At 64.2% G+C, this 26,820-nt stretch carries 26 protein-coding genes and 1 tRNA gene; 16 read left to right on the top strand and 11 right to left on the bottom strand.

Going from position 1 to position 26,820, the window contains the following annotated elements:
- Positions 1–1,099 (top strand): ABC transporter permease subunit (locus AB4Y34_RS18080; protein ID WP_368716772.1); only part of this gene is annotated, 1,099 nt, incomplete at its 5' end.
- Positions 1,100–1,118: 19 nt separating this feature from the next.
- Positions 1,119–2,465, top strand: a complete 1,347-nt coding sequence (locus tag AB4Y34_RS18075) for an AAA-associated domain-containing protein (RefSeq protein WP_176109243.1) — start codon at positions 1,119–1,121, stop codon at positions 2,463–2,465.
- Positions 2,466–2,532: 67 nt separating this feature from the next.
- Here the strand turns inward: AB4Y34_RS18075 and AB4Y34_RS18070 are convergent, their stop codons facing one another.
- From AB4Y34_RS18070 to AB4Y34_RS18060, 3 genes are all read right to left on the bottom strand, one after another.
- Positions 2,533–3,042, bottom strand: a complete 510-nt coding sequence (locus AB4Y34_RS18070) for a hypothetical protein (protein ID WP_255209158.1) — start codon at positions 3,040–3,042, stop codon at positions 2,533–2,535.
- A 23-nt stretch (positions 3,043–3,065) separates the two neighbouring features.
- Entirely contained in the window at positions 3,066–3,644 is a 579-nt protein-coding gene (locus AB4Y34_RS18065; RefSeq protein WP_368716771.1) for a hypothetical protein, read from the bottom strand.
- Positions 3,645–3,890: 246 nt separating this feature from the next.
- Positions 3,891–4,949 carry a sigma-54 interaction domain-containing protein gene (locus AB4Y34_RS18060; protein WP_368716770.1) on the bottom strand — a complete coding sequence of 353 codons (1,059 nt, stop codon included), beginning with the start codon at positions 4,947–4,949 and terminating at the stop codon, positions 3,891–3,893.
- Between the two features lie 360 nt (positions 4,950–5,309).
- On the opposite strand from AB4Y34_RS18060, the gene AB4Y34_RS18055 reads away from it, so the two are divergent.
- The 6 genes from AB4Y34_RS18055 (at position 5,310) to otsA (ending at position 10,118) form a co-directional block, all read left to right on the top strand.
- A complete protein-coding gene (locus AB4Y34_RS18055) occupies positions 5,310–5,627 on the top strand; it encodes a YqjD family protein (protein ID WP_368716769.1) in 318 nt (105 codons plus the stop codon).
- Positions 5,628–5,727: 100 nt separating this feature from the next.
- Positions 5,728–5,979, top strand: a complete 252-nt coding sequence (locus AB4Y34_RS18050) for a hypothetical protein (RefSeq protein WP_176380846.1) — start codon at positions 5,728–5,730, stop codon at positions 5,977–5,979.
- A gap of 286 nt (positions 5,980–6,265) precedes the next feature.
- On the top strand, positions 6,266–7,666 hold the full coding sequence (locus tag AB4Y34_RS18045; protein ID WP_368716768.1) for a sigma-54-dependent transcriptional regulator: 1,401 nt from the start codon (positions 6,266–6,268) through the stop codon (positions 7,664–7,666).
- A 121-nt stretch (positions 7,667–7,787) separates the two neighbouring features.
- Positions 7,788–8,045, top strand: coding sequence for a hypothetical protein (locus tag AB4Y34_RS18040; RefSeq protein ID WP_176380737.1), 258 nt, complete (start codon positions 7,788–7,790; stop codon positions 8,043–8,045).
- Between the two features lie 200 nt (positions 8,046–8,245).
- Positions 8,246–8,458 carry a hypothetical protein gene (locus AB4Y34_RS18035; RefSeq protein ID WP_013088803.1) on the top strand — a complete coding sequence of 71 codons (213 nt, stop codon included), beginning with the start codon at positions 8,246–8,248 and terminating at the stop codon, positions 8,456–8,458.
- Positions 8,459–8,690: 232 nt separating this feature from the next.
- Positions 8,691–10,118 (top strand): alpha,alpha-trehalose-phosphate synthase (UDP-forming), encoded by a 1,428-nt coding sequence (gene otsA, locus AB4Y34_RS18030; RefSeq protein ID WP_176109236.1) that lies wholly within the window; start codon positions 8,691–8,693, stop codon positions 10,116–10,118.
- Between the two features lie 176 nt (positions 10,119–10,294).
- On the opposite strand, the gene AB4Y34_RS18025 is transcribed toward otsA, so the two are convergent.
- The 5 genes from AB4Y34_RS18025 to AB4Y34_RS18005 form a co-directional block, all read right to left on the bottom strand.
- Positions 10,295–11,713 (bottom strand): MFS transporter, encoded by a 1,419-nt coding sequence (locus AB4Y34_RS18025; RefSeq protein WP_368716767.1) that lies wholly within the window; start codon positions 11,711–11,713, stop codon positions 10,295–10,297.
- Positions 11,714–11,831: 118 nt separating this feature from the next.
- On the bottom strand, positions 11,832–12,335 hold the full coding sequence (locus AB4Y34_RS18020; protein WP_176380738.1) for a YbhB/YbcL family Raf kinase inhibitor-like protein: 504 nt from the start codon (positions 12,333–12,335) through the stop codon (positions 11,832–11,834).
- 240 nt (positions 12,336–12,575) lie between these two features.
- On the bottom strand, positions 12,576–13,022 hold the full coding sequence (locus tag AB4Y34_RS18015; protein WP_176109234.1) for a very short patch repair endonuclease: 447 nt from the start codon (positions 13,020–13,022) through the stop codon (positions 12,576–12,578).
- 30 nt (positions 13,023–13,052) lie between these two features.
- Entirely contained in the window at positions 13,053–14,357 is a 1,305-nt protein-coding gene (dcm, locus tag AB4Y34_RS18010) for a DNA (cytosine-5-)-methyltransferase (protein WP_368716766.1), read from the bottom strand.
- A gap of 162 nt (positions 14,358–14,519) precedes the next feature.
- Positions 14,520–14,846: a hypothetical protein gene (locus tag AB4Y34_RS18005; RefSeq protein WP_176380740.1), complete on the bottom strand. Its 327-nt coding sequence runs from the start codon at positions 14,844–14,846 to the stop codon at positions 14,520–14,522.
- 198 nt (positions 14,847–15,044) lie between these two features.
- On the opposite strand from AB4Y34_RS18005, the gene AB4Y34_RS18000 reads away from it, so the two are divergent.
- The 4 genes from AB4Y34_RS18000 to AB4Y34_RS17985 all read left to right on the top strand — a co-directional run bounded on the left by AB4Y34_RS18000 (position 15,045) and on the right by AB4Y34_RS17985 (position 17,511).
- Positions 15,045–15,236, top strand: a complete 192-nt coding sequence (locus AB4Y34_RS18000; RefSeq protein WP_176380741.1) for a CsbD family protein — start codon at positions 15,045–15,047, stop codon at positions 15,234–15,236.
- A 229-nt stretch (positions 15,237–15,465) separates the two neighbouring features.
- Positions 15,466–15,687, top strand: a complete 222-nt coding sequence (locus AB4Y34_RS17995) for a hypothetical protein (protein WP_013088811.1) — start codon at positions 15,466–15,468, stop codon at positions 15,685–15,687.
- A gap of 128 nt (positions 15,688–15,815) precedes the next feature.
- Positions 15,816–16,523 carry a glutathione S-transferase C-terminal domain-containing protein gene (locus AB4Y34_RS17990; protein WP_176380742.1) on the top strand — a complete coding sequence of 236 codons (708 nt, stop codon included), beginning with the start codon at positions 15,816–15,818 and terminating at the stop codon, positions 16,521–16,523.
- A 148-nt stretch (positions 16,524–16,671) separates the two neighbouring features.
- The gene (locus AB4Y34_RS17985) at positions 16,672–17,511 is read left to right on the top strand and encodes a hypothetical protein (protein ID WP_368716765.1); all 840 of its coding nucleotides are present in this window, start codon (positions 16,672–16,674) and stop codon (positions 17,509–17,511) included.
- Between the two features lie 24 nt (positions 17,512–17,535).
- Here AB4Y34_RS17985 and AB4Y34_RS17980 read toward each other — a convergent pair whose 3' ends face one another.
- The 3 genes from AB4Y34_RS17980 to AB4Y34_RS17970 form a co-directional block, all read right to left on the bottom strand.
- Entirely contained in the window at positions 17,536–18,474 is a 939-nt protein-coding gene (locus AB4Y34_RS17980) for a methyltransferase domain-containing protein (RefSeq protein WP_368716764.1), read from the bottom strand.
- 163 nt (positions 18,475–18,637) lie between these two features.
- A tRNA-Arg gene (locus tag AB4Y34_RS17975) sits at positions 18,638–18,712 on the bottom strand.
- A gap of 234 nt (positions 18,713–18,946) precedes the next feature.
- Positions 18,947–19,138 carry a rubredoxin gene (locus tag AB4Y34_RS17970; protein WP_013088815.1) on the bottom strand — a complete coding sequence of 64 codons (192 nt, stop codon included), beginning with the start codon at positions 19,136–19,138 and terminating at the stop codon, positions 18,947–18,949.
- Positions 19,139–19,447: 309 nt separating this feature from the next.
- On the opposite strand from AB4Y34_RS17970, the gene AB4Y34_RS17965 reads away from it, so the two are divergent.
- The 4 genes from AB4Y34_RS17965 to parC all read left to right on the top strand — a co-directional run bounded on the left by AB4Y34_RS17965 (position 19,448) and on the right by parC (position 26,803).
- Positions 19,448–19,849 (top strand): DUF4399 domain-containing protein, encoded by a 402-nt coding sequence (locus AB4Y34_RS17965; RefSeq protein ID WP_368716763.1) that lies wholly within the window; start codon positions 19,448–19,450, stop codon positions 19,847–19,849.
- Between the two features lie 168 nt (positions 19,850–20,017).
- Positions 20,018–21,952: an ATP-binding cassette domain-containing protein gene (locus AB4Y34_RS17960; RefSeq protein ID WP_368716775.1), complete on the top strand. Its 1,935-nt coding sequence runs from the start codon at positions 20,018–20,020 to the stop codon at positions 21,950–21,952.
- A gap of 483 nt (positions 21,953–22,435) precedes the next feature.
- Positions 22,436–24,421 carry a DNA topoisomerase IV subunit B gene (locus AB4Y34_RS17955; protein ID WP_176380745.1) on the top strand — a complete coding sequence of 662 codons (1,986 nt, stop codon included), beginning with the start codon at positions 22,436–22,438 and terminating at the stop codon, positions 24,419–24,421.
- A 60-nt stretch (positions 24,422–24,481) separates the two neighbouring features.
- Positions 24,482–26,803, top strand: coding sequence for a DNA topoisomerase IV subunit A (gene parC, locus AB4Y34_RS17950; protein WP_368716762.1), 2,322 nt, complete (start codon positions 24,482–24,484; stop codon positions 26,801–26,803).
- Positions 26,804–26,820: the final 17 nt, after the last annotated feature.

Genomic DNA, 26,820 nt, shown 5'->3' with positions numbered 1-26,820 from the left:
CGGCAACAACACGATTACGCTGCCGGGCATCGGCGCCTACCTCGCGCAGGCGATCAGCGACAAGAACCTGCACGCGATCGGCTGGGTCATCCTCGCGATGACGGTCGTGATCCTCGCCTATGACCAGCTGCTGTTCCGTCCGCTCGTCGCGTGGGCCGACAAGTTCCGCATGGAGTTCACCAGTTCGGGCGATGCGCCGGAATCGTGGCTGCTCGACCTGATCCGCCGCACGCGTCTGATTCACCGGCTGCTGGTGCCGCTCGGCTGGATGTTCGCGCGCGCGGCGCGCGTGCGCTTCCAGTTGCCCGCGTTCAGCGCGCCGCGCTTTCACATCCCGCAGCGCGAGAAGAACTCGAAGCTCGGCGACATCATCTGGGCGGCGATCGTGCTGCTCGCTACGGTCTACGTGGTGTACCGCGTGTTTCTGTATGTGCGCACCGGCGTGACGCTCGACGAGATTGGCCACGTGTTCGTGCTCGGCCTGATCACGCTGCTGCGCGTGGTGGTGCTGATCGCGATCGCCTCCGTGATCTGGGTGCCGATCGGCGTGCTGATCGGCCTGCGCCCGGCGATCGCGGAAAAGGTCCAGCCGCTCGCGCAGTTCCTCGCCGCGTTCCCAGCGAACCTGCTGTTCCCGGTGTTCGTGATCGTCATCGTGCGCTTTCACCTGAATCCGGATATCTGGCTGTCGCCGCTGATCGTGCTCGGCACGCAGTGGTATATCCTGTTCAACGTGATTGCCGGCGCAAGCTCGTATCCGAACGACTACCGCGAGGCGGCCAAGAATTTTCACATTCGCGGCTGGCAGTGGTGGCGTCAGGCGATGCTGCCGGGCATTTTTCCGTACTACGTGACGGGCGCGATCACCGCGTCGGGCGGTGCGTGGAACGCGAGCATCGTCGCCGAGTTCGTGCAATGGGGCGATACCAAGGTCGCCGCGCATGGCCTCGGCGCCTATATCGCGCAGACCACCGCGGCGGGCGACTATCCGAAGATCATCGTGGGCATCGCCGTGATGTCCCTGTTCGTGACCCTGTTCAACCGTCTGCTGTGGCGTCCGATGTACGCCTACGCCGAAGGCAAGCTCCGTCTAGATTGAGAAATGAAGGCTTAACGCGATGCAAAATCCTAAAGCTGCTATGACCGCCGCGCCGATCCAGACGCCGCCGAAGCCCCCGCGCCTCGGCGAGGAAATCCTGCGCGTCAAGGACGTGTGCCGCGGCTTCAACAAGACTCAGGGTGAACTGCTCGTCCTCGACGACGCGAATCTGTCGCTGCGCGAGGGCGAGATCGTCGGTCTGCTCGGCCGTTCGGGCTCGGGCAAGTCGACGCTGTTGCGTATCATCGCCGGCCTGATCGAGCCGACCGACGGCGAAGTCACGTACATGGGCAAGCCGCTCGAAGGCCCGGCCAAGGGCGTAGCGATGGTGTTCCAGACCTTCGCGCTGTTTCCGTGGCTGACCGTGCTGCAGAACGTGGAAGCGGGTCTCGAGGCACAAGGCGTCGGCGCGTCGGAGCGGCGCACGCGCGCGCTCGCGGCAATCGACCTGATCGGTCTCGACGGCTTCGAAAACGCGTATCCGCGCGAGCTGTCGGGCGGCATGCGTCAGCGCGTCGGCTTCGCGCGTGCACTCGTCGTCGATCCGACACTGCTGCTGATGGACGAGCCGTTTTCCGCACTCGACGTGCTGACCGCCGAAACGCTGCGTACCGACCTGCTCGATCTGTGGACGCAGGGCCGCATGCCGATCAAGGCGGTGCTGATCGTCACGCACAACATCGAGGAAGCGGTGTTCATGTGCGACCGCATTCTGGTGCTGTCGTCGAACCCGGGCCGCGTGATCGCCGAGATCAAGGTGCCGTTCAAGCATCCGCGCAATCGTCTGGACCCGGCGTTCCGTCGTCTCGTCGACGAGATCTACGCGAAGATGACCGCGCGCCAGACCGACGAAAAGACCAAGAAGGGGCTCGAGCTCGGCAGTTGGCTGCCGCACGTGTCGACCAACCTGATGGCCGGTCTGATCGAGACGCTCGCCGCCGCGCCGTATCACGGCCGCGCGGACATGCCGGAAATCGCGCGCTCGCTGCATCTGGAGGTCGACGATCTGTTCCCGATCGCCGAAGTGCTGCAGCACCTCGGTTTCGCCGACGTGCGCGAGGGCGACATTTTCCTGACGCCGCCGGCGCGCGTGTTCTCCGAGTTCGGGACCCAGGAACGGAAGATGATGTTCGCCGAGCATCTGCTGCGGCACGTGCCGCTCGCGGCGCGAATCAAGAAGGTGTTGAACGAGCGGCCGGGGCATCGCGCGCCGCGCGTGCGCTTCGAGCAGGAACTGGAAGACTTCCTGTCGGACAGCGCGGCGGAAGAGACGCTCGACGCGGTCATCAACTGGGGCCGTTACGGCGAGATCTTTTCGTATAACGATCAGACGGAAATCTTCAGTCTGGAAGACGTGGAGTCTTGAGCCCGGGTTGCCGCGGAAACGACCGCGGTTCAGACAAAAAGGCGGCGAGGAAAACTTCGCCGCTTTTTTATTGCAGGTTGCCCCAGCGTGCGACCGCCGGCTCGGCCGTCGCCCACTTCCAGCCCTTGTCCTGCTGGCACGCGCTCGCCGTGAACCACCTCTCGGGCGCGTTCGGGCCGTCGCCGTCCTGCACCGAGAACACGAAGTCTTTGCACAGCGCGAGCGCCGAGTTGACCGCGCGCGTCACGCGCACCTGGCCGTGACCGTTTTCGATCGGCAACGTGTGCTTGACCGACCACGGTTTCGTTTCGCCGACCGCCATCGTCCCAACCAGCGCCGCCATCAGATCCTGCTGATCCTTGTGCATGCTGCGCATGTAGCGCGCGACCGCTTCGTCGGTGGCGGCCTGCACCGCCACGCCGACGCCGAGCGCGACGGCCGGATTGCTGGTCACGATGCCCGAAGCGACACCCGCCGCCGCGCCGCTCGCGGCGCCGATCGACGCGCAGCCGCTCGCCAGCAGGCTCGCGCCGACGCATAGGGCGCCGGCCGCGATGAGCCGTAGCCGATCACCCATCGGAACGCCAGGCGAACGCAATATCATTGCAGCGCACCCCAGCGCTCGGTGGCGGGTTCGGCCGATGCCCAACGCCAGTCCTTACCGTCGCGGCAAACCGATGCGATGTAAAACGCGCTGCTCGCGGGCTTGTCGCGCGTTGCGTTCTGATCGACGGAAAAGACGATTTCCTTGCAATCGAGCGCGCCGGTGCTGATCAGGCGGCTGACGGTCACGCGGCCGTGCTCGTCGTCTTCGATCGGGAAAGAGTGGGTGATGCTCCAGGGAGCGACCGCGCCGACCTCGAGCGGACCAGCCGCCTGCGCGATGCTGTTCTGGGTATTCGTGTGGACCACGCGCTCCGAGTACTGCACGCCGGCGCGCGCGGCGGCGACCGCGCCAAGACCGATACCGGTCGCGACCGCCGCATTGCTCGTGACCTTGCCCGCGACCGCGGCACCCGCGATACCGGCGCCCGCGACCGCGCCTTCCGAGTACAACGAGCTACAGCCGCTCAATGCGCACGACACCGCCAGCGCCAGCGCGAGCAGCGCTGCTACGTGGGGGCGTTTGGCTGCGACAACGGACTTCGCGTTGTCGGCCCACACCATGTTCTTTTGCATTTCTCCCGTCCCTGCCCGTACAGGTGCCTGCGTTCACGCGTCGCGCGTGTAAACGAAGGACACGTCGTTTATTACGCTGCCGCATTGTGCAGGATGCGTTTTGTAATTGGCAGCGAAAAAATGCAAGAAATTGCAAAACATCGTGCGCCGCGATGTGTTCTGCTGCATGGGCGGAATGGCTTGCCTGGCTCTGCCAGGTACTTGGGAGGCCGCCGCCAGCGGCGAACGGCCTACGTTGCAGCGTGCCTACGAGTCGGCTTCGTCTTCGCCGCCTTCGTCGCCGTATGCGCTCAGCCGGTTGTACAGCGTTTTGAGGCTCACGCCGAGCGCTTTGGCCGCGCGCCGCTTGTCGCCGCCGCAGTACTTGAGGGTGCCGAGAATGATCTGCTTCTGCGCGTCGGCGAGCGGCGTGCCGATCCACACGCTCATCGCGTCGCCTTGCGTGACCGCCTTCTTGACTCGCGACGCAAGATGCGGATGCGGCAATTCGACGGTCTTCTCCGCGAGAATGAACGCGCGATACACGGCGTTCTTCAACTCGCGCACGTTGCCCGGCCAGGACCACGAACGCAGCGTTTCGATCGAGCGTTTGCTGAAGCTCTTGTTGGTGGATTCCTGCTGATTCAACTGCGCGAGGAAGTACTGCGCAAGCAGCTCGCGATCGTTTTCCCGCTCGCGCAGCGGCGGCGCGCGCAGCGGAAACACCGCGAGCCGGTACATCAGATCCTCGCGCAAGCCGTTTTCCTTGACGGCCACCGCCGGGTCGCGATTGGTCGCGGCGATCACGCGCACGTTGCCGCTGATCAGCTCGTTGCCGCCGACCCGATAGAACGTGCCGGTTTCGAGCGCGCGCAGCAGCTTGACCTGGCGCACCGGCGCCATCTCGGTGATTTCGTCGAGAAACAGCGTGCCGCCGTTCGCATGTTCGAAGTAGCCGATGCGGCCCTGGACCGCGCCGGTGAAGCTGCCTTTTTCGTGGCCGAACAGCTCGGCTTCGATCAGCTCATCTGGAATCGCGCCGCAGTTCACGGCGACGAAAGCGCCGTCCTTGCGGCCGCTGCGCTCGTGGATGGTGCGGGCGATCAGTTCCTTGCCGGTGCCCGACTCGCCGATGATCAGCGCGGTCGCGTCGGTATCGGCGACGCGTTCGATCTGCTCGTACAGATCGAGCATCACCGGCGACGAGCCGTACAGCAGCCCGTACGATTTCAGTCCCGCGACGGCGTCCCCGACGCGCTGCTTCGCTGGTGGCGAAGCATTGCCGCCGGCGGACACGGTGGGCGAGTCCAGTTCGATTGACGCCATAAAAGGGGGAGTCCTGTGCAAATGAAGTTCGTGATGCGGCGCGCAGGCCTTGAATGCGAGAGACCGTACAGCCACTATCTCATAAAAGACGATTTAACCACTTCGACACGGATTCCGGCAATCGAACCGGCAGCCGCTGCGGCAGTCGTGCGCGCAATCGGTCGAAAGTGCTCGAAATTGGCCTTTTTCAGCGCGCTGAAGCGGTAAATATACCGGGCACATGCATTGCATCATTGACCGTTTGACCGAGTCGTGCGAGCTTTTGACGGCTACGCCGCGGCGGCGCCGGTGAGCGTAGGGCGGCAACCCGGCAACCCGCATCGCGCGGCCACGAACGCCGAATCAGACGAGGAGTGAACGATGACCGACACCACGCAACAACTTGCACTCGGCGGACAGAAGATCGTCGAGGATCTTCGGGTGCTGCTGAGGGACTCGGAGGAAATGCTGCGGCTCGCCGCCAACGTGCCGGGCGAAGGCGTCGATGCGTTGCGCGACCGGCTCGGCACGCATGTGGAAACGCTGCAATCGGCGCTCGGCGATGCGCAACGCAACGTGCATCGCCGCTATCGCGAGGCGGCGGTCAGCACCGAGCACTATGTGCGCCATAACCCGTGGCGCTCGCTCGCGCTCGCTGCGGGCGCCGGATTTCTGCTCGGCGTGCTGATCGCACGATAGAGGCGGCGCGGCGAGCGACGCTCGCCTCGGCTCGTTGGAAGGCGCGGGGCTCGTCTGGCACGTCCGCCACTCATCCGCATCACGACCCAAGGAGTTCATGATGACACGACCCACGATTGGTTTTTTTGGCGCATTGATGGCACTCGGCGGCTATCTGGCGGTTCGCTACGTGCAACACAAACGCACCGGCCAGATTTCCCCGACCCGCGAGCTGAGCCGCTGGGAAAACGAGGGTGGTGCGGTCGCGGCGCCGACAACCTCGTCGACCGAGCTCGCGCCCGCGTCCCAGAGCACCAACGGTTCAGGGCAGGCTGACGGCGAACACCGCGCATGGCCATTTCCGCGTGGCTGAAGCACGGCGCTCGAATCCCAGGTTGGGCGAGGGTGCAGCCAGATCGGCGGTCGGCGCCTGGAAGGGATTGTTAAATGGATTCTATAAACCCGTATAATAGGTAAATAGACAACAATGACGCGGTAATCTGCGGGAATTTTGCGATCATTGTTGCAATTTTTCAGCAAATGGTCGGCGGCGCGGGACACACGTCGAATCCGCGTCATGCAGCCGACCCGATCCAGCGGCATGCCCATGGGATGATCCGCATATTTTCTGACCCACGCTTGCAGGCTTTCGAAACGCGATGCCACATGTACTGATTGTCGATGACGACGCAGGTACCCGCGAGGCGCTTTCCGCCATCATTGGGGAAGACGGGCTGACCACCGCCACCGCGGGCGATCTGCGCGAAGCGCGTATTCAACTGATCCGGCAGATGCCGGACGTCGTATTCACCGACCTGAAGCTGCCCGACGGCAGCGGGGTCGATCTGTTCGAAGATCTCGATCCGCGCTCCGGCGTCGAAGTGATCGTGATCACGGGTCACGCAACGGTCGAGTCGGCGGTCAGCGCGCTGAAAATGGGTGCGGCCGACTACCTCGTGAAACCGATCAACATGCAGCGCGTGAAGGCGATCCTGTCGCGCCTGCCGCGCCCCGGCGACCTGAAGGCCGAGATCGGCACGCTGCGCGGTGAGTTGCGCCGCATGGGCCGCTTCGGTTTGATGCTCGGCAATTCGCCGGCGATGCAGGAGGTCTACGACCAGATCAGCCGCGTCGCGCCGACGGCGGCCTCGGTGATGCTGGTCGGCGAATCGGGCACCGGCAAGGAAGTCGCCGCGCAGACGCTGCACGAGCTGAGCCTGCGCCGCAAGCACGCGTTCCTCGCGGTCAATTGCGGCGCGATTTCGCCGAATCTGATCGAGTCGGAAATGTTCGGCCACGAGCGCGGTTCGTTCACCGGCGCGGATCGGCAGCACAAGGGCTATTTCGAGCGCGCGAACGGCGGCACGCTGTTCCTCGACGAAATCACCGAGATGCCGATCGAGCTGCAGGTGAAGCTGCTGCGCGTGCTCGAGACCGGCATGTTCATGCGTGTCGGCACGACCAAGGAAATCGAAACCGATGTGCGTCTGATCGCGGCCACCAATCGCGATCCCGAGCAGGCGGTGCTCGAAGGCAAGCTGCGGCTGGACCTTTACCACCGGCTGAACGTGTTTCCGATCAGCCTGCCGCCGCTGCGCGATCGCGGCAAGGACGTGGAGCTGCTCGCGCAATCGTTCCTCGATGAGCTCAACGAGCGTCACGGCACGAAAAAGCATTTCCCGGTCGCGGTGAAGGAAATGCTGCTGTCGTATCCGTGGCCAGGCAATGTGCGCGAACTGAAGAACTACGTGCAGCGCGCGCACATCATGTCGAGCGCGGATTCGGATGCCACGGCGACCGTGCCGTTGCAGATCACGCTTTCGAAGCCCGCGACCGGCACCGCGATCACGATCCCGTTCGGCACCTCGCTCGCGGAAGCCGACCGCCAGCTGATCCTGGCGACGCTCGAGCAATGCGGCGGCGTGAAGACGCGCGCCGCGGAAATTCTCGGCATCAGCCTGAAGACGCTGTACAACCGGCTCGTCGAGTACGGCAACGATGCGCGCGACGACGGCGATCCCACCGACGAATCACGCGCGCTCGGCGGCGCGGACGCCTGATCCGCGCTCGTTCGCGCGTCGTCTGCATCATCAGCGATCGCCCGCCCCCGCTAGCGGGCGGGCGATCCGAACGGCACAGGCCTTGCTGCGCTCCAGTGGAACGCAAAACGAGGTCACCGACATGCCGCACCTGCCGCCGCACCTGCCGCATTACGCTGCGGTTTCCCCGCCGTCCGGGCCGTTGCACGCTCACCGGCCCGAACCGGTCGAGCCTCCCGCCACGCCGCCGGACCCGGCCGAACCCGACACGATCCCCGGCCCGACCCCCGATCCGATCGAACCCGTGGAACCGGTCACGCCGCCGATCGGCGATCCGCCGCCGCAGCCAACGCAGACGCCTCAGGCCGCCGATCGTCAGCCGCGAGCGCTGCAATGCTGATGCGACCCTCGATGCCGTCATACAGCCGCGCACTCGATGCAAACACCTCCGCACTGCAGCGGACCGTGGCCCCGGTGCGGTGCAGTGCATTGCTGTACTTGTTACAAAGCCGGCGCATGTTTTACCGGCAATTTACGCTTTCGCCCCCTAGACTGTAGGGATGCCGCAACAAGCGGCGGGCTTCCCCCGGAGGCACCATCATGAGACACCCCGCATTGCGACGTTCCGCGCGGCACTCCAAGCGCGGGCCACGGCCGGCCGATGTCAAGACTGAGCCGGCGGAGTCGCCGGACCCGGCCGCGCAGAACCGGATCGCCCCGCATACGCCGCCGGACGGCGAGCACAACCAGGGCGGGGTGCGTCAGGAAGGCCTCGAATACCAGCGCGATCTGGGCTCGGAACAGGACGCCTGACGCAGCGCAGTAACCGGGCGGGGCATACCGGCGACCACGAGGCCGGTAAGAAAGACCTCCGCTTTGGTCAGATTTAACAGAAAAACTTTCTTCGCAATTAGTGATGATTGCGGGGATTAGCTCGTTTGTCACATTTTCATACAACTTTATTTCCGATATCTCAAATATCGGCACATTGCTTGCATGCACCGTTTTGGCGCAATTCCGCATACAACGAAACAATGGAGCACTAATGAGCAGATTGATCGTGGTATCGAATCGTGTCGCACCGATTCAGGAAGCGCGTCCGGCAGCGGGCGGGCTCGCGATCGGCGTGCTGGACGCACTGAAGGAAACTGGCGGCGTCTGGTTCGGCTGGAGCGGCGAAACGGTCAGTGAGCCATCCGCGCCCGTGATCGAGAAGCAGGGCAACGTCACCTACGCGACGGTGGGCCTCACCAAGCGCGATTACGACGAGTACTACCGCGGGTTTTCGAACACCACGTTGTGGCCGACCTTCCACTATCGCAACGACCTGTCCCGCTACGACCGCGAGGACTACGCGGGCTACCAGCGGGTCAACGCGACGCTCGCGAAGCAGTTGAAGGAACTGCTCAAGCCCAGCGACATCATCTGGGTGCACGACTACCATCTGCTGCCGTTCGCGCGTTGCCTGCGCGATCTCGGCGTGAAGAACCCGATCGGCTTCTTCCTGCACATTCCCTTTCCGGTGCCCGAGGTACTGCGGACGATTCCGCCGCACGAGGAGATCGTCAAGGCGATGTGCAGCTACGACGTGATCGGTTTTCAAACCGAAGCGGATCGCCAGTCGTTCGTCGACTATATCGAGCGCGGTCACCACGGCACGTCGAGCGAAGACGGCATGGTGCACGCGTACAACCGCTTCCTGAAGGTCGGCGCGTACCCGATCGGCATCTATCCCGATGCGATCGCCAAAGCCGCCGAGCAGTTCACCGACCGCAAGGCGGTGCGCAGCCTGCGCGACGGCATGCGCGGGCGCAAGCTGATCATGAGCGTCGACCGGCTCGATTATTCGAAGGGGCTGGTCGAGCGCTTCCAGGCATTCGAGCGGCTGTTGCAGAACGCGCCCGGCTGGCACGGCCGCGTGTCGCTCGTGCAGATCGCGCCGCCGACCCGCGCCGACGTGCAGACCTATCAGCGCATCCGGCAGACGCTCGAAGGCGAAGCGGGCCGCATCAACGGCCGGTTCGCGCAGCTCGACTGGACGCCGATCCAGTATCTGAACCGCAAGTACGAGCGCAATCTGTTGATGGCGCTGTTCCGCCAGTCGCAGGTCGGCTATGTGACGCCGCTGCGCGACGGGATGAACCTGGTGGCCAAGGAGTACGTCGCGTCGCAGGACCCGGCCGATCCGGGCGTGCTCGTGCTATCGCAATTCGCGGGCGCGGCCGAGCAGCTGCCGGGCGCGCTCGTCGTCAATCCGTTCGATCTGTCGCAGATGGCCGAAGCGCTCGAACGCGCGCTCTCGATGCCGCTCGCCGAGCGTCAGGCGCGTCATGCGGACATGATGGAGCCGATGCGCGAGAACAATCTGTCGGTTTGGCGCGATACCTTCCTCGACGATCTGCGCCACGTCGCGACCGCCTCTTCGGTGACGGCCAAAGCGGTAAAGCTCGCTGACGTGACGGCATCGTCTTGAGCGGACAGTCGCGGCCCGCGCGGGCGGGCGACGCGTGGGCCGGTCACGTCGTGAATGAAGTAACAACGAAGATCGAAGCAAAAAGGGCGTGCATCGCGTCGTGCGATGCACGCCCTTTTTCGTGGATGCGTTGCACGACGAACTGCCCCAATCAGGCCACAACGCGGCCACAACCCTCAAGCCGGCTGCGTCGCCTTCTGCACGACCCGCATCGTGCTGACGACCGCCGCGACCGCCGAAAACCCCGCGGCCACGTACAGCGCGATGACCGTCCCGCTTTGCGGGGCGACGCCGAAGATCAGCGCGACCAGCGCCGCGCCGAGCGTTTGCCCGGTCAGGCGCGCGGTGCCGAGCATGCCGCTCGCGCCGCCGCTGCGTTCGCGCGGCGCGGACGACAGCATCGTGCGATTGTTCGGCGACTGGAAGATACCGAAGCCCGCGCCGCACAGCGCCATGCGCCACGAAATCTGCAGTGCGTCGGGGTGAGGCCCGAGCGTCGCGAGCAGCAGCAGGCCGACCGTCATCGCGGCGAGCCCGACGCCGCCGAGCCAGCCGGACGATATCCTGTCCGACAGGACCCCTGCGATCGGCGCCGCGATGATGATGATCGCGGGCCACGGCGTCATCAGAAGACCGGTTTCGACCTGCGACATACCGAGCGTTTCCTGCAGCAGGAACGGTAGCGACACGAACGCGAGCATCTGCGCGCAGAACGAGCAGACCGAGGTGCCGATCGACAGCGCGAACACCGGAATACGCAGCAGGTCGATCGGCAGCAGCGGGGCGGGCCGCGTCAGTTGCCGGCGCACGAAGAAGTAGCCGACCACCAGAGCGCCGAGTGCTTCGAGCGTCACGTAGCCGAAGCGCTGGCCGTGGCCGAGGCCATCGACAGCGAAAATCAGCAGGCCGAATACGATCGCGTTCATCACCGCGCTCAGATAGTCATACGGCGATTCGTGGCCGGGGTTCATCGGCAGCGCCTTGAAGCCGCCGACGATCGCCGCGATCCCGATTGGCACGTTGATCGCGAACAGCCACGGCCACGTCGTGATCGCGAGCACGCCCGACGCGACCGTCGGCCCGACCGCCGACGACACCGCCACCACCATCGCATTGATCGAGACGCCGCGCCCGAGCTGCGCCGGGGGATAGATCATGCGCACGATCGCGGTGTTCACGCTCATGATGCCGGCGGCGCCGAAGCCCTGGACCACGCGCGCGAGCGCGAGCGTCGCAAGCGAGTTCGACAGCGAGCAGCCGAGCGACGCGACCGTGAACAGGATCAGACCCGACAGATAAATGCGCCTATAGCCAATGCGGTCGCCGAGCGACGCCATTGGCAGCAGCGAGATCGTGATCGCGAGCTGATACGCGTTGACGACCCAGATCGACGCGGCGGCGCTCGCATTGAGGTTGCGCGCGATCGTCGGCAGCGCGACGTTGGCGATCGCGCTGTCGAGCACCGCGAGCGTCAGCGACAGCGCGATGACGAGCATCGCCCAATAGCGTTGCGGAACCGGCAGGCCCAGTTCCTTGCCTTCGAAGCGGGGAGTGGAGGGCGTCGGGCCATCCGTGCGCGGGGAGGGTGCGTGCATCGATTGTTCGATTTGTCGGAGATGTTGCCGCGCCTGTGCGTGGCTCACGCGCTGGCCGCTGCGGGCGCATCGGTCGGCGCGGCGCCACCGTTGCCAGGACGCCGGCGCCGCGCTCGCGTCATTTGAGCTCGTAGAGGCCCGTGTGGGTCGTCGAGTCGATTTCGTTCAGATGCGTCATGAAGCGCGCGACCGCGTTGGTGGTTTCCGCGCTGACCGGCAGATGCGGCACCTTCAGCGCATGCAGCCGGAAAATATAGCGATGCGTGCGATCGCCGCGCGGCGGCGCGGCGCCGCCGAAGCCGACCGTCCCGTAGTCGTTGCGCAGCTGGATCGCGCCCTGCGGCAGCAGCGTGCCGTCGGCCTTGCCGGCGTTGCGCGGCAGCGAGCGCGCGTCGGCAGGGATGTTGACGACGACCCAATGCCAGAAGCCGCTGCCGGTCGGCGCGTCGGGATCGTGAACGGTGAGCGCGAAGCTTTGCGTGTCCGCGGGCGGCGCTTCCCATTGCAGTGACGGCGAGATGTTTTCGCCGTCGCCGCCGAACGCCTTGTCGTTGTACTCGTGGTCTTTCGGCATGAAGCCGTTGGTGGGAAAGTCGTCAGACCAGAGACGGAAGTCAGCCATGATGTGCCTCCCTTGTTGATTGCTTCTGGGATCGTCGGAGTGCGCGATGTCCCGGCGGCGACGCGCATCTCGCGGCATGCCGGAGCGCGTGAAGAAGTGCCGTGAAAGCGCCGGGAACGCACCCGGAAAACGCCGCCGAAGCGTGCCTCAAAGGCATCTCGAAAGCACGCCGGGTGAGCCTTTCGAGTGTAGCACCAGCGGCCGCGAGACTCGCGCGAGCAGGGCAGCCCGCGCGTGGTTTCAGCCGCGTTCCTCGAACTCCGGCGCGTCGCTTCTGATCCACGCGACGAGCCGCTCGATCACGCCCGCGATATCGCGATTCGCACCCCGCAAAGCGCATTCCCACACGACCGCGACGCGCCAGCCGCTCGCGAGCAGCGCGGCGCGCACCTTGTCGTCGTTGCTGCGATTGCGGCCGATCTTGTCGCGCCAGAAGTCGGGACGCGTCTGCGGCCATTTGAACAGATGACAATCGTGGCCATGCCAGAAGCAGCCATGCACGAGCACCACCGCGCGATAGCGCGGCAGCACGATGTCGGGGCGGCCGGGCAGATCGCGCGCGTCGAGCCTGAAGCGCAGGCCCTGCCGATGCAGCAGGCTGCGGATCAGGACCTCCGGCCTGGTGTTGCGGCCGCGAATGCCGGACATCATCCGGCTGCGCGTCGCGCTATCGACGATATCGACCATCGTCAGTGGGCCAACGGGTCGCGCGGCCGCTCACGCGTAGAGCGGCAGGGAGTGTTTCGACGCATCGCGGGTCGGTTGGGCGAGCAGGGTTTGCACATGCGGCAGCATGATACGCGCCACTTCGCGCATCACCGGCATCACGACGCTGTTGCCGAACTGCCGGTAGGCCTGCGTATCGCTGACCGGAATCCTGAAGGTGTCGGGAAAGCCCATCAGCCGCGCGCATTCGCGTGGCGTCAGACGACGCGGGCGCAGCGCCTCGCCTTGATAGACGAGTATTTCGGAGCCGTCCTTGTGATAGCGCGCGGACAGCGTGCGGGTCACGCTGTCCGGATAGGCCATGCCGAAACCGAAGCCGTTGCCCGCCGCGCGATGCTTGGCCGCGTAGTTCTGCAGATACGCCCACAGCTTCGGGGTGAGCGTGTACTTCGGCTGCACGCGGCGCGCGGCGTGATCGAAGAAACGGTCGTGGTCCCACGGCAGCACGGGTTCCGTACCGTCCGTGCGATGCAGGATCGCGCCGAGCCGCGGCCCGTCGTCGGGCAGCCGCAGGTCGTCCCACGTGAACGCGGTCTTGCCGCGAAAGCCGACGATGATGATGCGCTCGCGATGCTGCGGCGTGAAATGCTGGCCATCGATCACGCGGTAGTGCACCTCGTAGCCGAGCTCGTCGCGCAGCGTTTGCAGGATCACGTCGAAGGTGCGGCCCTTGTCGTGCGACAGCAGGTTTTTCACGTTTTCGAGCAGGAACGCGGCGGGGCGCTTCGCGGCGATGATGCGCGCGACGTCGAAAAACAGCGTGCCCTGGGTCGTACATTCGAAACCGTGCGGCCGCCCCAGCGCGTTTTTCTTGCTGACGCCCGCGATAGAAAACGGCTGGCACGGAAAGCCGCCGAGCAGCACGTCGTGGCTCGGCACGTCCTCGGCGGGAAACGTGACGATGTCGCCGATCAGCGCGTGCGCGCCGCCGCTCGCGGCGTTGCTGCCGTAGTTCTGACCGTAGTTCTCGCGATAAGTCCGCGTCGAGAATTCGTTCCACTCGCTGGTGAACACGCATTCGCCGCCGTGCGCCTCGAAGCCCATGCGAATGCCGCCGATGCCCGCGAACAGATCGATGAAACTAAAACGCGCCGCGTCGCCCGCCTGTTGCGCCTCACGCGCACCTTGCCGAAGCAGATCGCGCAACGCGGGTTCGAGCATCGCGGGACAAGGCGTTTCACCTTTTTCCCAGCGACGCACCGTCTTGATGTCCTTGCCGACATGGGCTGCGATTTCGCGTTGGGTGAAACGGGCGCGCGCCTGCTTGAGCAGGTCGAACGGGGCGACGAGGGTCACGTGGCGTCCTGGCTGGGAATTTTTGCGGACATTATGACCTAAGGTCGTCCCCTTTCCCTATTTTTAGCGCCGATTGATCAGGATTTTTTCGCGATATGCCGCGCCGCTGCGTTTGTCTGCGGCGGGTGCGGAAGCGGTGAGGCGGTGCGCGGCTTGGCGAGATCAGGCCGACTTCGCTTTCTTCGCCCGCTCAGCCGGTTCGAATCGCGAGGTCGGCGCGGGCGCGAAGCGTTCCCATTCGGGCAGCGGCGTCGACGCGAGCCGATCGAGTTGCAGCAGCAGGCTGTCGACTTTGTCCAATTGGGCGGGAGAAAGCTGGCCGCTGTCGACCAGCGCGGTCAGCCGTTTGCGCCAATAGGTGGCTGGCAGGATCGGACCGCCGAAATCGCCACGCAGCGATACGTGCATCACACGCGCGATGTGCGCGATGTCGTGGTCGATCAACGTGGCTTGCGATGATCCCGAAACCGTAGTGTCCATATGGTCCATGACTCCTCCCTGAACGCATTTACGGCGGTGCGCGGCGAGACTTTAGGTCTTATTTGATAAAAAGTTTGCCGATCGCGCATCGGCGTTCGTCGATGGCGCCGCGCGCGTAACGGCCCCGGGAACAGCCGTTGCTAATTCCCACATACCGGCGGAATACCGCGCCGGCATCTCTGTCGACTACGCATATGGGAGCCGAACATGAACAAGGATCAAGTGAAGGGCGTTGGCGAGCAGGTCAAGGGCAAGGTCAACGAGGCCGTCGGCAAGGCCACGAACAACCCCGCGAAGGAACTCAAGGGCGATATGCAGCAGGGCGCCGGCAAGGTGCAGAAGGCCTATGGCGATGCGAAGGAAGACGCCAAGGACGATGCAAAGCGCGGTCATCGCTGAACCCGTTCGCTGTAGGTTGCCGTAACGGCGAGGCGTCGCGACTGTCGCGGCGCCTTTGCTTTTTGTGCGGCGCAGAGCGGGGCGCGGCAGTCCGGTTTCAATGTCTGGGTCGCGGCTGACGCTCGCGCGCCGACCGGCCTGGGAGTAACCCGTGATCGCGATGATCGGCATTCCCCACGCGCCGCCAGCCCTTTAGACTTGGCGCAAATCCCACGTGGAGGTCGCGCCAATGACACCCGAAAAGATACTTTCGATGTTCGAACGGCAGTACCTGGAAGGCAAGGCGCCGCCCGATCTCGAAGCGACCTGTGCGAGCTTCGCGACGTGGCTGGCGGCCGCGTGGGAACTGCTCGACGGCACCGAGAAGACGCTGCTGCTGACGGTCGGAGCGACGCTGTGGCGAGAGGGCTTCAACCTGCGCGCGGGCACGGCGACGAAGGACTTGTGGTGATCCGCCGATTGCGTACGGCGCTGTTGCCACGGCGTTTGTAAGGTCTTCGAGCGGCCTCGCACCCGTTCTGGCGAGTCGGTTTATATTGGGCGGTCCTGCAATTTCTGTCCCTATGGCGACCCGAACCCATGACCGATTTATCCGCTTTCGCGATCACGAAAAAATGGCCGGCCGAGCATCCGGACCGGATTCAGCTCTATTCGCTGCCGACGCCCAATGGCGTAAAAATCTCGATCATGCTCGAGGAAACCGGCTTGCCGTACGAGCCGCATCTGGTGCGCTTCGATACCAACGATCAGATGACGCCGGCGTTTCTGTCGCTGAACCCGAACAACAAGATTCCCGCGATCCTCGATCCGCACGGCCCCGACGGCAAACCGCTGCCGCTCTTCGAATCGGGCGCGATCCTGATCTATCTGGCCGACAAAAGCGGCCAGCTGATCCCAAAGGACGCCGGCGGGCGCTACGAGACGATCCAGTGGGTGATGTTCCAGATGGGCGGCATCGGTCCGATGTTCGGCCAGGTCGGCTTCTTCCACAAATTCGCGGGCAAGGAGTACGAGGACAAGCGTCCGCGCGATCGCTACATCGCCGAATCGAAGCGGCTGCTCGGCGTGCTGGAGCAGCGCCTCGAAGGACGCGCCTGGGTGATGGGCGATCAGTATTCGATCGCCGATATCGCGATCTTCCCGTGGGTGCGCAATCTGGTCGGCTTTTATGAGGCCGGCGAGCTGGTCGGCATTCAGGACTTCCCGAACGTGCGGCGCGTGCTGGCTGCGTTCGTCGAGCGTCCGGCGGTGGCGCGCGGCCTGAATATTCCGCAGCGGCCGGCCTGATCGCCTGAGTTGCCATGACGGATTTTCGTGTTCTTGAAAATATTGCCGCTGACCGCATATAACCTATTTAGGTGAGTAAAGTTCTTACCGGCTTTTCGGGCACTTTCGCGCGGCAGCGCCGTGATGCGACCGGACAAAAGGTGAAGCAATGAGCGCCGTTACATTGTTCGCATGGTCCGTTCCGGCGTATTTCCAAGGTTCCGTGGTCGATCACACCTGGGTCACGACTTACGACAGCCGCGTGAAGATATACCCGGCGCTGGCGGACGTCCTGCTCGCTGGCGAGCACTATTGGTACAGCTGGGGCGGCTTCCACGCCCGAGGCGGGACGCCGGTCAGTGCGGATGGTTTCCTGGCTTCCGGCGCGGCAAATCTGCTTTATGCTAGTTGCTTATGTAAGCCCGATGTGGAGCCGAACATCGATCCGGCCGCTCGTGGAACGATCTTCAGCTATGGTCGCGATGGTGTATGCCATCAGCTGTCGAACCAGATTCTTTGGGCGACCGGCGCCGCTGGAGCGGCTCCGGCTACGGTTCGCACGTCCAGGGGCTACTGGTTGAGCAACGCGGTCTTCGGAACGTACGGCAAGCAGCATGCTGCATGGGCGAGCAAAAAGATTCAGTGCTCGACACCAAGCGGGAGTAACGCCATGAAGCCAGGACATCAGGAATCCGATGTCGACGATTTTCAGGAGCATCTTCAGGCGACCTTGAAGAGTCCCGACGCGCAAGCGAAGATCAAGTCGTTGATGAATCATCGCCGCGCATTTATGGTGCGAGTCGAGCGTTTGCAATACGCCCCGCAGGGCAGCGATGCTCCGTCGGCCTCGGAGCTCAATCAGGCCTATTCCTCTTTTCTCCACGACGCTGCCGACATTCTGGGCGCCGAGGACTTCGAGCGAGTATTCGGTGAGCGCCCACAGGATCAGATGAACGTCGTCGATCCTTCGATATACGAGCAAAGTCTGCGTCGGCCGATGCAAAAATAACAGAGCCGTTGGACTGGCGTCGCCTCAGACGCGTTTCGCGATCACCGTCGTCGAACTCGCAATGTCGAGATTCTTTTTTGCGCTTAGCTGTTTCACGAACGATCGATCCAGCAGCGTCGGCGGTCCCTGCAGAATTTCTTCGACCGTGAGCGCCTGGAATTCTTTCAGGGCATCTTCGTCGAGACCTTCGGCCCACTCGCTCATGATCCAGTAGATCGACCAGATGGCCGTCGTCGATTCCGGCACGTACACGCGTTCGGCTTTGATCCCGGAGCCGAAGAGATTGAGAATCCCCTCGGCAGTCATGTTGTAGTAGTGATGCGGGTAGCCGTGAGTGGGTTGGGTGAGCGGAACCACTACGACCAGATCGCCTCCCGGCTTCAACACGCGAAGAATTTCTTTGGCGGCGGTGAATGGGTCCTTCACATGTTCGAGCACATTCAACGACAGAAGGCCATCGAACGATGCATCTTTGAATGGCAGAACTTCGCCGACACCTCGCACATCGGTGGAGGGATAGTTGGTGATGTCGAAATTGATCACGTTTTCGTAGATCGCGGGGCGGCTGCCGGCCCCACAATCCAGAATGATCCCCGACGGATGGCGCTCGATCATATTCAGTGCATCCTGATCGTACAGATTGCTTCCAGCCAGTTCGGAGTCGTAGATGTCGAACTGGGAGCGCAGCTCGGGCGACAAGAAATCGAAAAACTTCCCGTCGTCGCTATAGGGCATATCGGTGCGAAGGACCGACTCGATTCTTTTTCTGCGTGCCTGCCTGGATTGAGCTGCGACCTGCGCATCTTGCCTGCGATGACTTTCGGAGACTCCGAATACTTCGAAATGCGATCTTCCCGATCGCAATGCGCCGAGCCTGACAGCCTCAGCGACGTCCGGATTTGCGGCGAGATAGGCCTGCTCGCAAAAGTTCAACGCGGTGACGCATTCGAGCGTTTGATCCATGTCGGTCCTCGGAAACGTTTCGAAGTCGGCTCGCAAATTATAGCGATCTGGGGGGTCGGAATCGCTCGGATCCCGCGTTGAAGGCAGACGAACGACAAAAAGCCCCGCAGCGCAACGCATACGGGGCTCTTATGAGCGAATCTGGAAGCCGGTTAGGCTCTTTTGGTCCCCCTGACAGGAATCGAACCTGTATCTAGCGCTTAGGAGGCACTTGTTCTATCCATTGAACTACAGGGAGAGGACCGGGCCGGACAGATCGGCGAGGACTCGGTGAGTCCAGACTGACCGGCGAGCGCAGAGTATATCAAACCGGCGCGGGCAAAAGGAGAGCCAAGCCAGCAACCGCCCGCGCGCCCCAAAAACCCCGGAAAAACAAACGGCCACGCAGACATCGCCTGCGGGGCCGTGCAAACCACCTGACCATCTGGCGAAGCGCAAGCAACCGCGCCTATCGCCCGACGTCATTCCAACTTTAAAACTCGACTACCGCGAACTCCGCCTTGCCCACGTCGCACAGCGGGCAGCGCCAGTCTTCAGGGATGTCGGCGAAGCGCGTGCCCGGCGCGATGCCTTCTTCGGGCAGGCCGTCTTCCTCGTTGTAGATCCAGCCGCAAATCAGGCAGACCCAGCTCTTGTATTCCGTCACTTCGATTACTTCGCTCACGACACACTCTCTCGTTCAATGCAATGGCCGGCTTGCTCTGCCCCTTTATGGGGCGGCGCGGCGACCCGCAATATTACCGGAATTAGTCAATCCAGCCGCAGACGACCGGTGCGGCACCGTCGCAACGCATCCACGACGTGCCCGGGCTCGCGGCGAGCAGCCTCGTCATACAAAGCGTGTACGCTTGGCTCTGCAAGCTATCTGATTCGACAGACGTGGCGCCCGCCTGGCATGGATTGCGACCATCGGTCTCAGACCAGGCCGCTGGCGGTATCGCGTCGACGAGTTTCGCTTCCAAAGGAGAAAACGATGTTTAAAAACAGACGGTTGGTCGGCATCGTGGCGGCAGGACTGCTCGCCGTGTCGGGCGTGGCGCAGGCGGAGGGCGTGACCTTCGTGCAACCGGCGGACGGCGCGACCGTCACCAATCCGGTCCACGTCGTGTTCGGCCTCGACGGCATGAAGATCGCCCCCGCGGGCACGATGACGCAGGGCACCGGACATCATCATCTGCTGGTCGACGGCAAGCCGCTGCCGAAGGGCGAGGTGATCGCCGCGACCGACAAGTCGCTGCACTTCGGCAAAGGCCAGACCGAAACAGATCTGACGCTGCCGCCGGGCGACCATACGCTGACGCTGCAATTCGGCGACGGCGCGCATCGCTCGTATGGGCCGCAGATGAGCAAGACGATCACGGTGCACGTCAAGTAAGCCGTTGTTCGAAGGCCGGACCGGCGGCGCGTGTCGCCGGCCCGCACCGATTGCATTGCACGCCGCCTTGCACGCCGCCTTGCACGCACCCCGCCCGTCATCCCTGCGACCGGCCCCGCGCCCGGTACAATGAGCAGTTCCGACTCATCGCTGTCTTCTCCCATTCCCATGTCGCTTTACACCATTACCGGAGCCCAGCTCGCGTTCGGTCACGTCGCGCTGCTCGACCATGCGGATTTCTCGCTCGAAGCGGGCGAGCGCGTCGGGCTGATCGGGCGCAACGGCGCGGGCAAGTCGTCGCTGTTGAAGATCGTCGCCGATCTGGCCAAACCGGACGACGGCCTCGTCTCGCGTCAACAGCATCTGAGCACGGTCTACGTGCCGCAGGAGCCCGAGTTCGACGCCGACGACACCGTGTTCGACGCGGTCGCCGCCGGTCTCACCGAGGCGCGCGCGCTGCTCGACGAATACGACGCGGTCGCGCACCAGCTCGCCGACACGCCCGAAGGCGCCGAACACGACGCGCTGCTCGCGCGCATGAACACGCTGCAATCGTCGCTGGACGCCGCGGACGCCTGGAACTGGAGCACCCGCGTCGCGACGACGCTGCAGCAGATCGGCCTGAACGGCGAGGTGCGCGTCGGCTCGCTGTCGGGCGGCATGCAGAAGCGCGCGGCGCTCGCGCGCGCGCTCGTCGTGCAGCCCGACGTGCTGCTGCTCGACGAGCCGACCAACCATCTCGACTTCGACGGCATTCGCTGGCTCGAAGATCTGCTGGTGTCATTGCGCGCGGGGCTGCTGTTCATCACGCACGATCGCGCGTTTCTCGACCGCGTCGCGACACGCATCGTCGAGCTCGATCGCGGGCGGCTGCTGTCGTATCCGGGGAATTTCTCCGCGTACCAGACGCGCAAGGCGCAGCAGCTCGAAGTCGAGCGTATCGAAAACGAAAAGTTCGACAAGCTGCTCGCGCAGGAAGAAGTGTGGATTCGCAAGGGCGTCGAGGCACGCCGCACGCGCAGCGTCGGCCGCATCGCGCGGCTCGTGCAGATGCGCAACGAGCGCGCCGAACGCCGCAACGTGCAGGGCAACGTGAAGCTCGACGTCGGTCAGGGCGAAAAGTCCGGCAAGATCGTCGCGGAACTGACGGACGTGACGAAGCGCTACGGCGAGCGCACGGTGGTGGACCGCTTCACGGCCACGGTAATGCGCGGCGACAAGATCGGCTTCGTCGGTCCGAACGGCGCGGGCAAGACCACGCTGCTGAAGCTGATCCTCGGCGAACTCGCGCCGGATGAAGGCAAGGTGCGCGTCGGCACCAATCTGCAGGTCGCCTATTTCGATCAGATGCGCGCGGCGCTCGATCTGGAAAAGAGTCTAGCGGACACGATCAGCCCCGGCAGCGAGTGGGTCGAAATCAACGGCCAGAAGAAGCACGTGATGAGCTACCTCGGCGACTTCCTGTTCGCGCCGGAGCGCGCGCGTTCGCCGGTCAAGTCGCTGTCGGGCGGCGAGCGCAACCGGCTGTTGCTTGCGCGTCTGTTCGCGCGTCCGGCCAACGTGCTGGTGCTCGATGAACCGACCAACGACCTCGACATTCCGACGCTCGAACTGCTCGAAGAACTGCTGATCGATTACGACGGCACGGTGCTGCTCGTCAGCCACGACCGCGCGTTTCTCGATAACGTGGTGACGTCGGTGATCGCATCGGAAGGCGGCGGCAAGTGGCGCGAATACGTCGGCGGCTTCACGGACTGGCAGACGCAGCGCGATCGCTCGGAGCAACTCGCGCTCGAAGCACAGAAAGAATCGGGCAAGGAAGCGCCGAAAGAAGCGGCGCCGAAGGAAAGCGCCACGGGCCGCAATGCGCAGCGCAGCGCGAAGCTTTCGTTCAAGGAACAGCGCGAACTGGAGGCGCTGCCGAAAATGATTGCCGACCTCGAAGCCGAACAGAAGGCGATCGGCGCGCAGCTCGAAGACGGCTCGGTGTTCGCGAAGGATGCACGCGAAGGCGCGCGTCTGACCGAGCGCTATGCCGAGATCGACGAAGAGCTGATGCTCGCGCTCGAGCGTTGGGACGAGCTGGAAAACCGCGTCAAGTGATGCAACGTGGTTCGCGCGCCGCATGGCGCGCTTCCTCACGCATGAGCTGATGCAGCATGCGCGGGCGGCACGAAAACAACAGCGAACGCCGCCGCGCATGCATTGAACGTCATGTGGGCGCACGCCCGTGCAGGTCCGCCGATACCCATTGCGCCGTCGTCCCGCGAAACGTCCATCCTCCGGCGCGTGTCCCCCAGCGCCCGCCGCGCCTTATCCAGTCGGCCAATTCAGCGCGACGTCAATTGCCGCCGTGATCGAAATCAGTACAATACCCCGCGAACAGGCTTCCCCGGCGGGCTGAGCGTCGTTGCCCGGCCTGCGAGCGCGCCAGCGGAAGCCGCGCAACAAAACAGCTTGCCCGCACTGCGGGCAGCCCGCCTAACCCTGTTGTTTCGTTTCGCTTTTTTTGAAAACTCAACGCATTGTCCACGGCCCTGTCCACAGGACCTGTGGACAACGATGAACCGACGCACCGAGTCAATCATGTCTACGAAAAAGCCAAACGCCGCGTATAGCGAAGCGTCGATCAAGGTGTTGAAGGGTCTGGAGCCGGTCAAGCAACGACCCGGCATGTACACCCGCACCGAGAATCCGCTGCACATCATCCAGGAAGTCATCGACAACGCATCGGACGAAGCCCTCGGCGGCTACGGCCGGCAAATCACGGTCACGCTGCACGCGGACCATTCGGTCTCGGTCGACGACGACGGCCGCGGCATTCCGTTCGGCCTGCACCCCGACGAGGGCGTACCGGTGGTCGAAATCGTTTTCACGCGCCTGCATGCGGGCGGCAAATTCGACAAGGCCGCCGGCGGCGCTTATACGTTCTCGGGCGGTTTGCACGGCGTCGGCGTGTCCGTCACGAACGCGCTGTCCACGCGGCTCGATGTCACCGTGTGGCGCGACGGCAAGGTGGCCGAACTGAGCTTCGCGCACGGCGACGTCGCGAAGCCGCTCCAGGTGCGCGCCGCCACCAAGGCCGACAAGAAATCCGGCACGCGCGTGACCGCGTGGGCCGATCCGAAGTACTTCGATTCGCCGAACCTGCCGCTCGGCGAGTTGCAGCGTCTGTTGCGCTCGAAAGCGGTGCTGCTGCCGGGCGTCGAAGTCACGCTCGTCAACGAAAAGACCGGCGAGCAGCAAAGCTGGAAATACGAAGACGGCCTGCGCGGGTATCTGCTCGAAGGCATGAACGGCAGCGATCTGCTGATTCCGCTGTTCGAGGGCGAGCGCTACGCGGAAAGCTCGCGTTCGAGCGAAGAGACGTTCGCCGAGGGCGAGGGCGCGGCGTGGGTCGTCGCGTGGAGCGAGGAAGGGCCGCTCACGCGCGAGTCGTACGTGAACCTGATCCCGACACCCGCGGGCGGCACGCATGAGTCGGGTTTGCGCGACGGTCTCTATCAGGCGGTCAAGAGCTTCGTCGAGCTGCACAACCTGCAACCGAAGGGCGTGAAGCTGCTCGCCGAAGACGTGTTCGCGCGGGTGTCGTTCGTGCTGTCGGCGAAGGTGCTCGATCCGCAGTTTCAAGGACAGATCAAGGAGCGCCTGAATAGCCGCGACGCGGTCAAGCTGGTGTCGTCGTTCGCGCGGCCGGCGCTCGAACTGTGGTTGAACCAGCACGTCGAGCACGGCAAGAAACTCGCGGACCTCGTGATCAAGCAGGCCCAGGCGCGCACGCGCGCGGGCCAGAAGGTCGAGAAGCGCAAAAGCTCGGGGGTCGCGGTGCTGCCCGGCAAGCTGACCGATTGCGAATCGACGGAAATCGGACGCAACGAGCTGTTCCTCGTCGAGGGTGACTCGGCGGGCGGCTCCGCGAAGATGGGCCGCGACAAGGAGTATCAGGCCATTCTGCCGCTGCGCGGCAAGGTGCTGAATACGTGGGAAACCGAGCGCGATCGCCTGTTCGCGAACAACGAGGTGCACGACATTTCGGTGGCGATCGGCGTCGATCCGCATAATCCGGACGACAAGGTCGATCTGTCGAATCTGCGCTACGGCAAGATCTGCATTCTGTCGGATGCGGACGTCGACGGCTCGCACATCCAGGTGCTGCTGCTCACGCTGTTCTTCAAGCATTTCCCGCAGCTGATCGAGCGCGGCCATGTGTGCGTCGCGCGGCCGCCGCTGTTTCGCGTCGATGCACCCGCGCGCGGCAAGAAGCCCGCACAGAAGCTCTATGCGCTCGACGAAGGCGAACTCGAGGCGATTCTCGACAAGCTGCGCAAGGACGGTGTGCGTGACAACCAGTGGTCCATCAGCCGCTTCAAGGGGCTCGGCGAGATGAGTGCCGAGCAGCTGTGGGACACGACGATGAATCCCGACACGCGCCGCCTGCAACCGGTTGCGCTCGGTGCACTCGACTACGACGCGACCGTCGCGCGCATGACGATGCTGATGGGCAAGGGCGAAGCGGCGTCGCGCCGCAGCTGGCTCGAAGAGAAGGGCAACGAAGTGGAAGCGGACATCTGAGCGCATCGCGCCTCGATGCGGCATACGACACTTCAAGCCAAACACGGACACGGAATCTAGATGGACGACGATAACACTCTCGACCTTTTCAACGAGCCGCCGTCGGACGGCGACGTGCTGACGCTCGGCAACTACGCGGAGCGCGCGTATCTCGAGTATGCGGTCAGCGTGGTCAAGGGCCGCGCGCTGCCGGACGTTTGCGACGGCCAGAAGCCTGTGCAGCGCCGCATCCTGTTCGCGATGAACGAGATGGGCCTCGGCGACAACGCGAAGCCGGTCAAATCGGCGCGCGTGGTCGGCGACGTGCTCGGTAAGTATCACCCGCACGGCGACCAGTCCGCGTACGACGCGCTCGTGCGTCTCGCGCAGGACTTCTCGATGCGCTATCCGCTGATCGACGGCCAGGGCAACTTCGGCTCGCGCGATGGTGACGGCGCGGCGGCGATGCGTTACACCGAAGCGCGTCTGACGCCGATCGCGAAGCTGCTGCTAAGTGAGATCGACCAGGGCACGGTCGACTTCATGCCGAACTACGACGGCTCGTTCGACGAGCCGAAGGTGCTGCCGGCGCGTCTGCCGTTCGTGCTGCTCAACGGCGCATCCGGTATCGCGGTGGGTCTCGCGACGGAAATTCCGTCGCACAACCTGCGCGAACTCGCAAGCGCCGCGGTCGCGCTGATCCGCCATCCAAAGCTCTCTCACGCGGAGCTGATGCAGCATGTACCGGGTCCGGACTTCCCGGGCGGCGGCCAGATCATTTCGAGCGAGGCGGAAATCGCCGCCGCGTACGAAACCGGCCGCGGCAGCCTGAAGGTGCGCGCGCGCTGGAAGATCGAAGACCTCGCGCGCGGCCAGTGGCAGCTCGTGATCACCGAACTGCCGCCGAACACGGCCGCGCAGAAGGTGCTCGAGGAAATCGAAGAACAGACCAACCCGAAGATCAAGCTCGGCAAAAAGGCGCTGACGCCCGAGCAGTTGCAGACCAAACAGACGCTGCTCGCGCTCGTCGACGCGGTGCGCGACGAATCGGGCAAGGATGCGCCGGTGCGTCTCGTGTTCGAGCCGAAGTCGAGCCGCATCGATCAGACCGAGTTCGTCAACACGCTGCTCGCGCATACGAGCCTCGAATCGAACGCGCCGCTGAACATGGTGATGGTGGGTGGCGACGGCCGGCCGCGTCAGAAGGGCTTGAGCGAAATCCTGCACGAGTGGATCGCGTTCCGTTTCGCGACGGTCACGCGCCGCACGCGGCATCGTCTGTCGAAGGTCGATGATCGCATCCATATTCTCGAAGGCCGGATGATCGTCTTCCTGAATATCGACGAAGTCATCCGCATCATTCGCGAATCGGACGAGCCGAAGGTCGCGCTGATGGCCGCGTTCGGCCTCACGGACCGTCAGGCCGAGGACATCCTCGAAATCCGGCTGCGTCAGTTGGCCCGTCTCGAGAAGATCAAGATCGAGAAGGAACTGGCCGAACTGCGCGAAGAGAAGGCCAAGCTCGAAGAACTGCTCGGCAGCGAACCGGCGATGAAGCGCCAGCTGATCAAGGAAATCGAAGCCGACGCGAAGCAGTACGGCGACGAGCGCCGCACGCTGATCCAGCAGGAAAAGCGCGCGACGTTCGAAGCGCGCGTGGTCGACGAACCGGTCACGGTGGTGGTGTCGCAGAAGGGCTGGGTGCGCGCGTTGAAGGGCCACGGGCTCGACGTCGCGGGCTTCAGCTTCAAGGCTGGCGACGGCCTCTACGCGGCGTTCCAGTGCCGCACGCCCGACATGCTGATCGCGTGGGGCAGCAACGGGCGCGTTTATTCGGTCCCGGTGGCGCAACTGCCGGGCGGGCGTGGTGACGGCGTGCCGGTCACGTCGTTGATCGAACTCGAATCGGGCAGCCATCTGATGCACTACTACGCGGCGTCGGCGGACCAGGCGCTGCTGCTCGCGTCGAGCAACGGCTTCGGCTTTATCGCGAAGGTCGGCGACATGGTGAGCCGCGTGAAGGCAGGCAAGTCGTTCATGACGATCGACGCCGGCGCCGCGCCGCTCGCGCCGATGCCGATGCTGCCGGGTGCGGTGCAGGTCGCGTGTCTGTCGTCGGGCGGGCGTCTGCTCGTGTTCGGCCTCGACGAGATGAAGACGCTGTCGGGCGGCGGCCGTGGCGTCACGCTCATGGCGCTCGACGACAAGGAGACGCTCGTGCAGGCGCTCGCAATCGACAAGGCGGGTGTGATGCTGATCGGCACACGCCGCGGCGGCCGCGTCGACGAGGAGAAGCTGGCGGGCGCCGAGCTTGCGGCGCATGTCGGCAAACGCGCGCGCAAGGGTCGCGCGCCTGACAGCAAGCTGAAGCTCGACGGCATGCGTCCGGTGCTGCCGGCTTAGTAGAGTCGATTTAACCA

The sequence above is a fragment of the Paraburkholderia sp. BR10954 genome, assembly GCF_040965775.1.
GTDB lineage: Bacteria > Pseudomonadota > Gammaproteobacteria > Burkholderiales > Burkholderiaceae > Paraburkholderia > Paraburkholderia youngii.
This window is presented reverse-complemented; position numbering and strand designations above follow the sequence as displayed.

What these genes read in the sequence shown, in the direction of transcription:
- AB4Y34_RS18075 (WP_176109243.1), top strand. Translation starts at nt 1,119, where the DNA reads ATGCAAAATCCTAAAGCTGCTATGACCGCCGCGCCGATCCAGACGCCG.
- AB4Y34_RS18070 (WP_255209158.1), bottom strand. Translation starts at nt 3,042, where the DNA reads ATGGGTGATCGGCTACGGCTCATCGCGGCCGGCGCCCTATGCGTCGGC.
- AB4Y34_RS18065 (WP_368716771.1), bottom strand. Translation starts at nt 3,644, where the DNA reads ATGCAAAAGAACATGGTGTGGGCCGACAACGCGAAGTCCGTTGTCGCA.
- AB4Y34_RS18060 (WP_368716770.1), bottom strand. Translation starts at nt 4,949, where the DNA reads ATGGCGTCAATCGAACTGGACTCGCCCACCGTGTCCGCCGGCGGCAAT.
- AB4Y34_RS18055 (WP_368716769.1), top strand. Translation starts at nt 5,310, where the DNA reads ATGACCGACACCACGCAACAACTTGCACTCGGCGGACAGAAGATCGTC.
- AB4Y34_RS18050 (WP_176380846.1), top strand. Translation starts at nt 5,728, where the DNA reads ATGACACGACCCACGATTGGTTTTTTTGGCGCATTGATGGCACTCGGC.
- AB4Y34_RS18045 (WP_368716768.1), top strand. Translation starts at nt 6,266, where the DNA reads ATGCCACATGTACTGATTGTCGATGACGACGCAGGTACCCGCGAGGCG.
- AB4Y34_RS18040 (WP_176380737.1), top strand. Translation starts at nt 7,788, where the DNA reads ATGCCGCACCTGCCGCCGCACCTGCCGCATTACGCTGCGGTTTCCCCG.
- AB4Y34_RS18035 (WP_013088803.1), top strand. Translation starts at nt 8,246, where the DNA reads ATGAGACACCCCGCATTGCGACGTTCCGCGCGGCACTCCAAGCGCGGG.
- otsA (WP_176109236.1), top strand. Translation starts at nt 8,691, where the DNA reads ATGAGCAGATTGATCGTGGTATCGAATCGTGTCGCACCGATTCAGGAA.
- AB4Y34_RS18025 (WP_368716767.1), bottom strand. Translation starts at nt 11,713, where the DNA reads ATGCACGCACCCTCCCCGCGCACGGATGGCCCGACGCCCTCCACTCCC.
- AB4Y34_RS18020 (WP_176380738.1), bottom strand. Translation starts at nt 12,335, where the DNA reads ATGGCTGACTTCCGTCTCTGGTCTGACGACTTTCCCACCAACGGCTTC.
- AB4Y34_RS18015 (WP_176109234.1), bottom strand. Translation starts at nt 13,022, where the DNA reads ATGGTCGATATCGTCGATAGCGCGACGCGCAGCCGGATGATGTCCGGC.
- AB4Y34_RS18005 (WP_176380740.1), bottom strand. Translation starts at nt 14,846, where the DNA reads ATGGACCATATGGACACTACGGTTTCGGGATCATCGCAAGCCACGTTG.
- AB4Y34_RS18000 (WP_176380741.1), top strand. Translation starts at nt 15,045, where the DNA reads ATGAACAAGGATCAAGTGAAGGGCGTTGGCGAGCAGGTCAAGGGCAAG.
- AB4Y34_RS17995 (WP_013088811.1), top strand. Translation starts at nt 15,466, where the DNA reads ATGACACCCGAAAAGATACTTTCGATGTTCGAACGGCAGTACCTGGAA.
- AB4Y34_RS17990 (WP_176380742.1), top strand. Translation starts at nt 15,816, where the DNA reads ATGACCGATTTATCCGCTTTCGCGATCACGAAAAAATGGCCGGCCGAG.
- AB4Y34_RS17985 (WP_368716765.1), top strand. Translation starts at nt 16,672, where the DNA reads ATGAGCGCCGTTACATTGTTCGCATGGTCCGTTCCGGCGTATTTCCAA.
- AB4Y34_RS17980 (WP_368716764.1), bottom strand. Translation starts at nt 18,474, where the DNA reads ATGGATCAAACGCTCGAATGCGTCACCGCGTTGAACTTTTGCGAGCAG.
- AB4Y34_RS17965 (WP_368716763.1), top strand. Translation starts at nt 19,448, where the DNA reads ATGTTTAAAAACAGACGGTTGGTCGGCATCGTGGCGGCAGGACTGCTC.
- AB4Y34_RS17960 (WP_368716775.1), top strand. Translation starts at nt 20,018, where the DNA reads ATGTCGCTTTACACCATTACCGGAGCCCAGCTCGCGTTCGGTCACGTC.
- AB4Y34_RS17955 (WP_176380745.1), top strand. Translation starts at nt 22,436, where the DNA reads ATGTCTACGAAAAAGCCAAACGCCGCGTATAGCGAAGCGTCGATCAAG.
- parC (WP_368716762.1), top strand. Translation starts at nt 24,482, where the DNA reads ATGGACGACGATAACACTCTCGACCTTTTCAACGAGCCGCCGTCGGAC.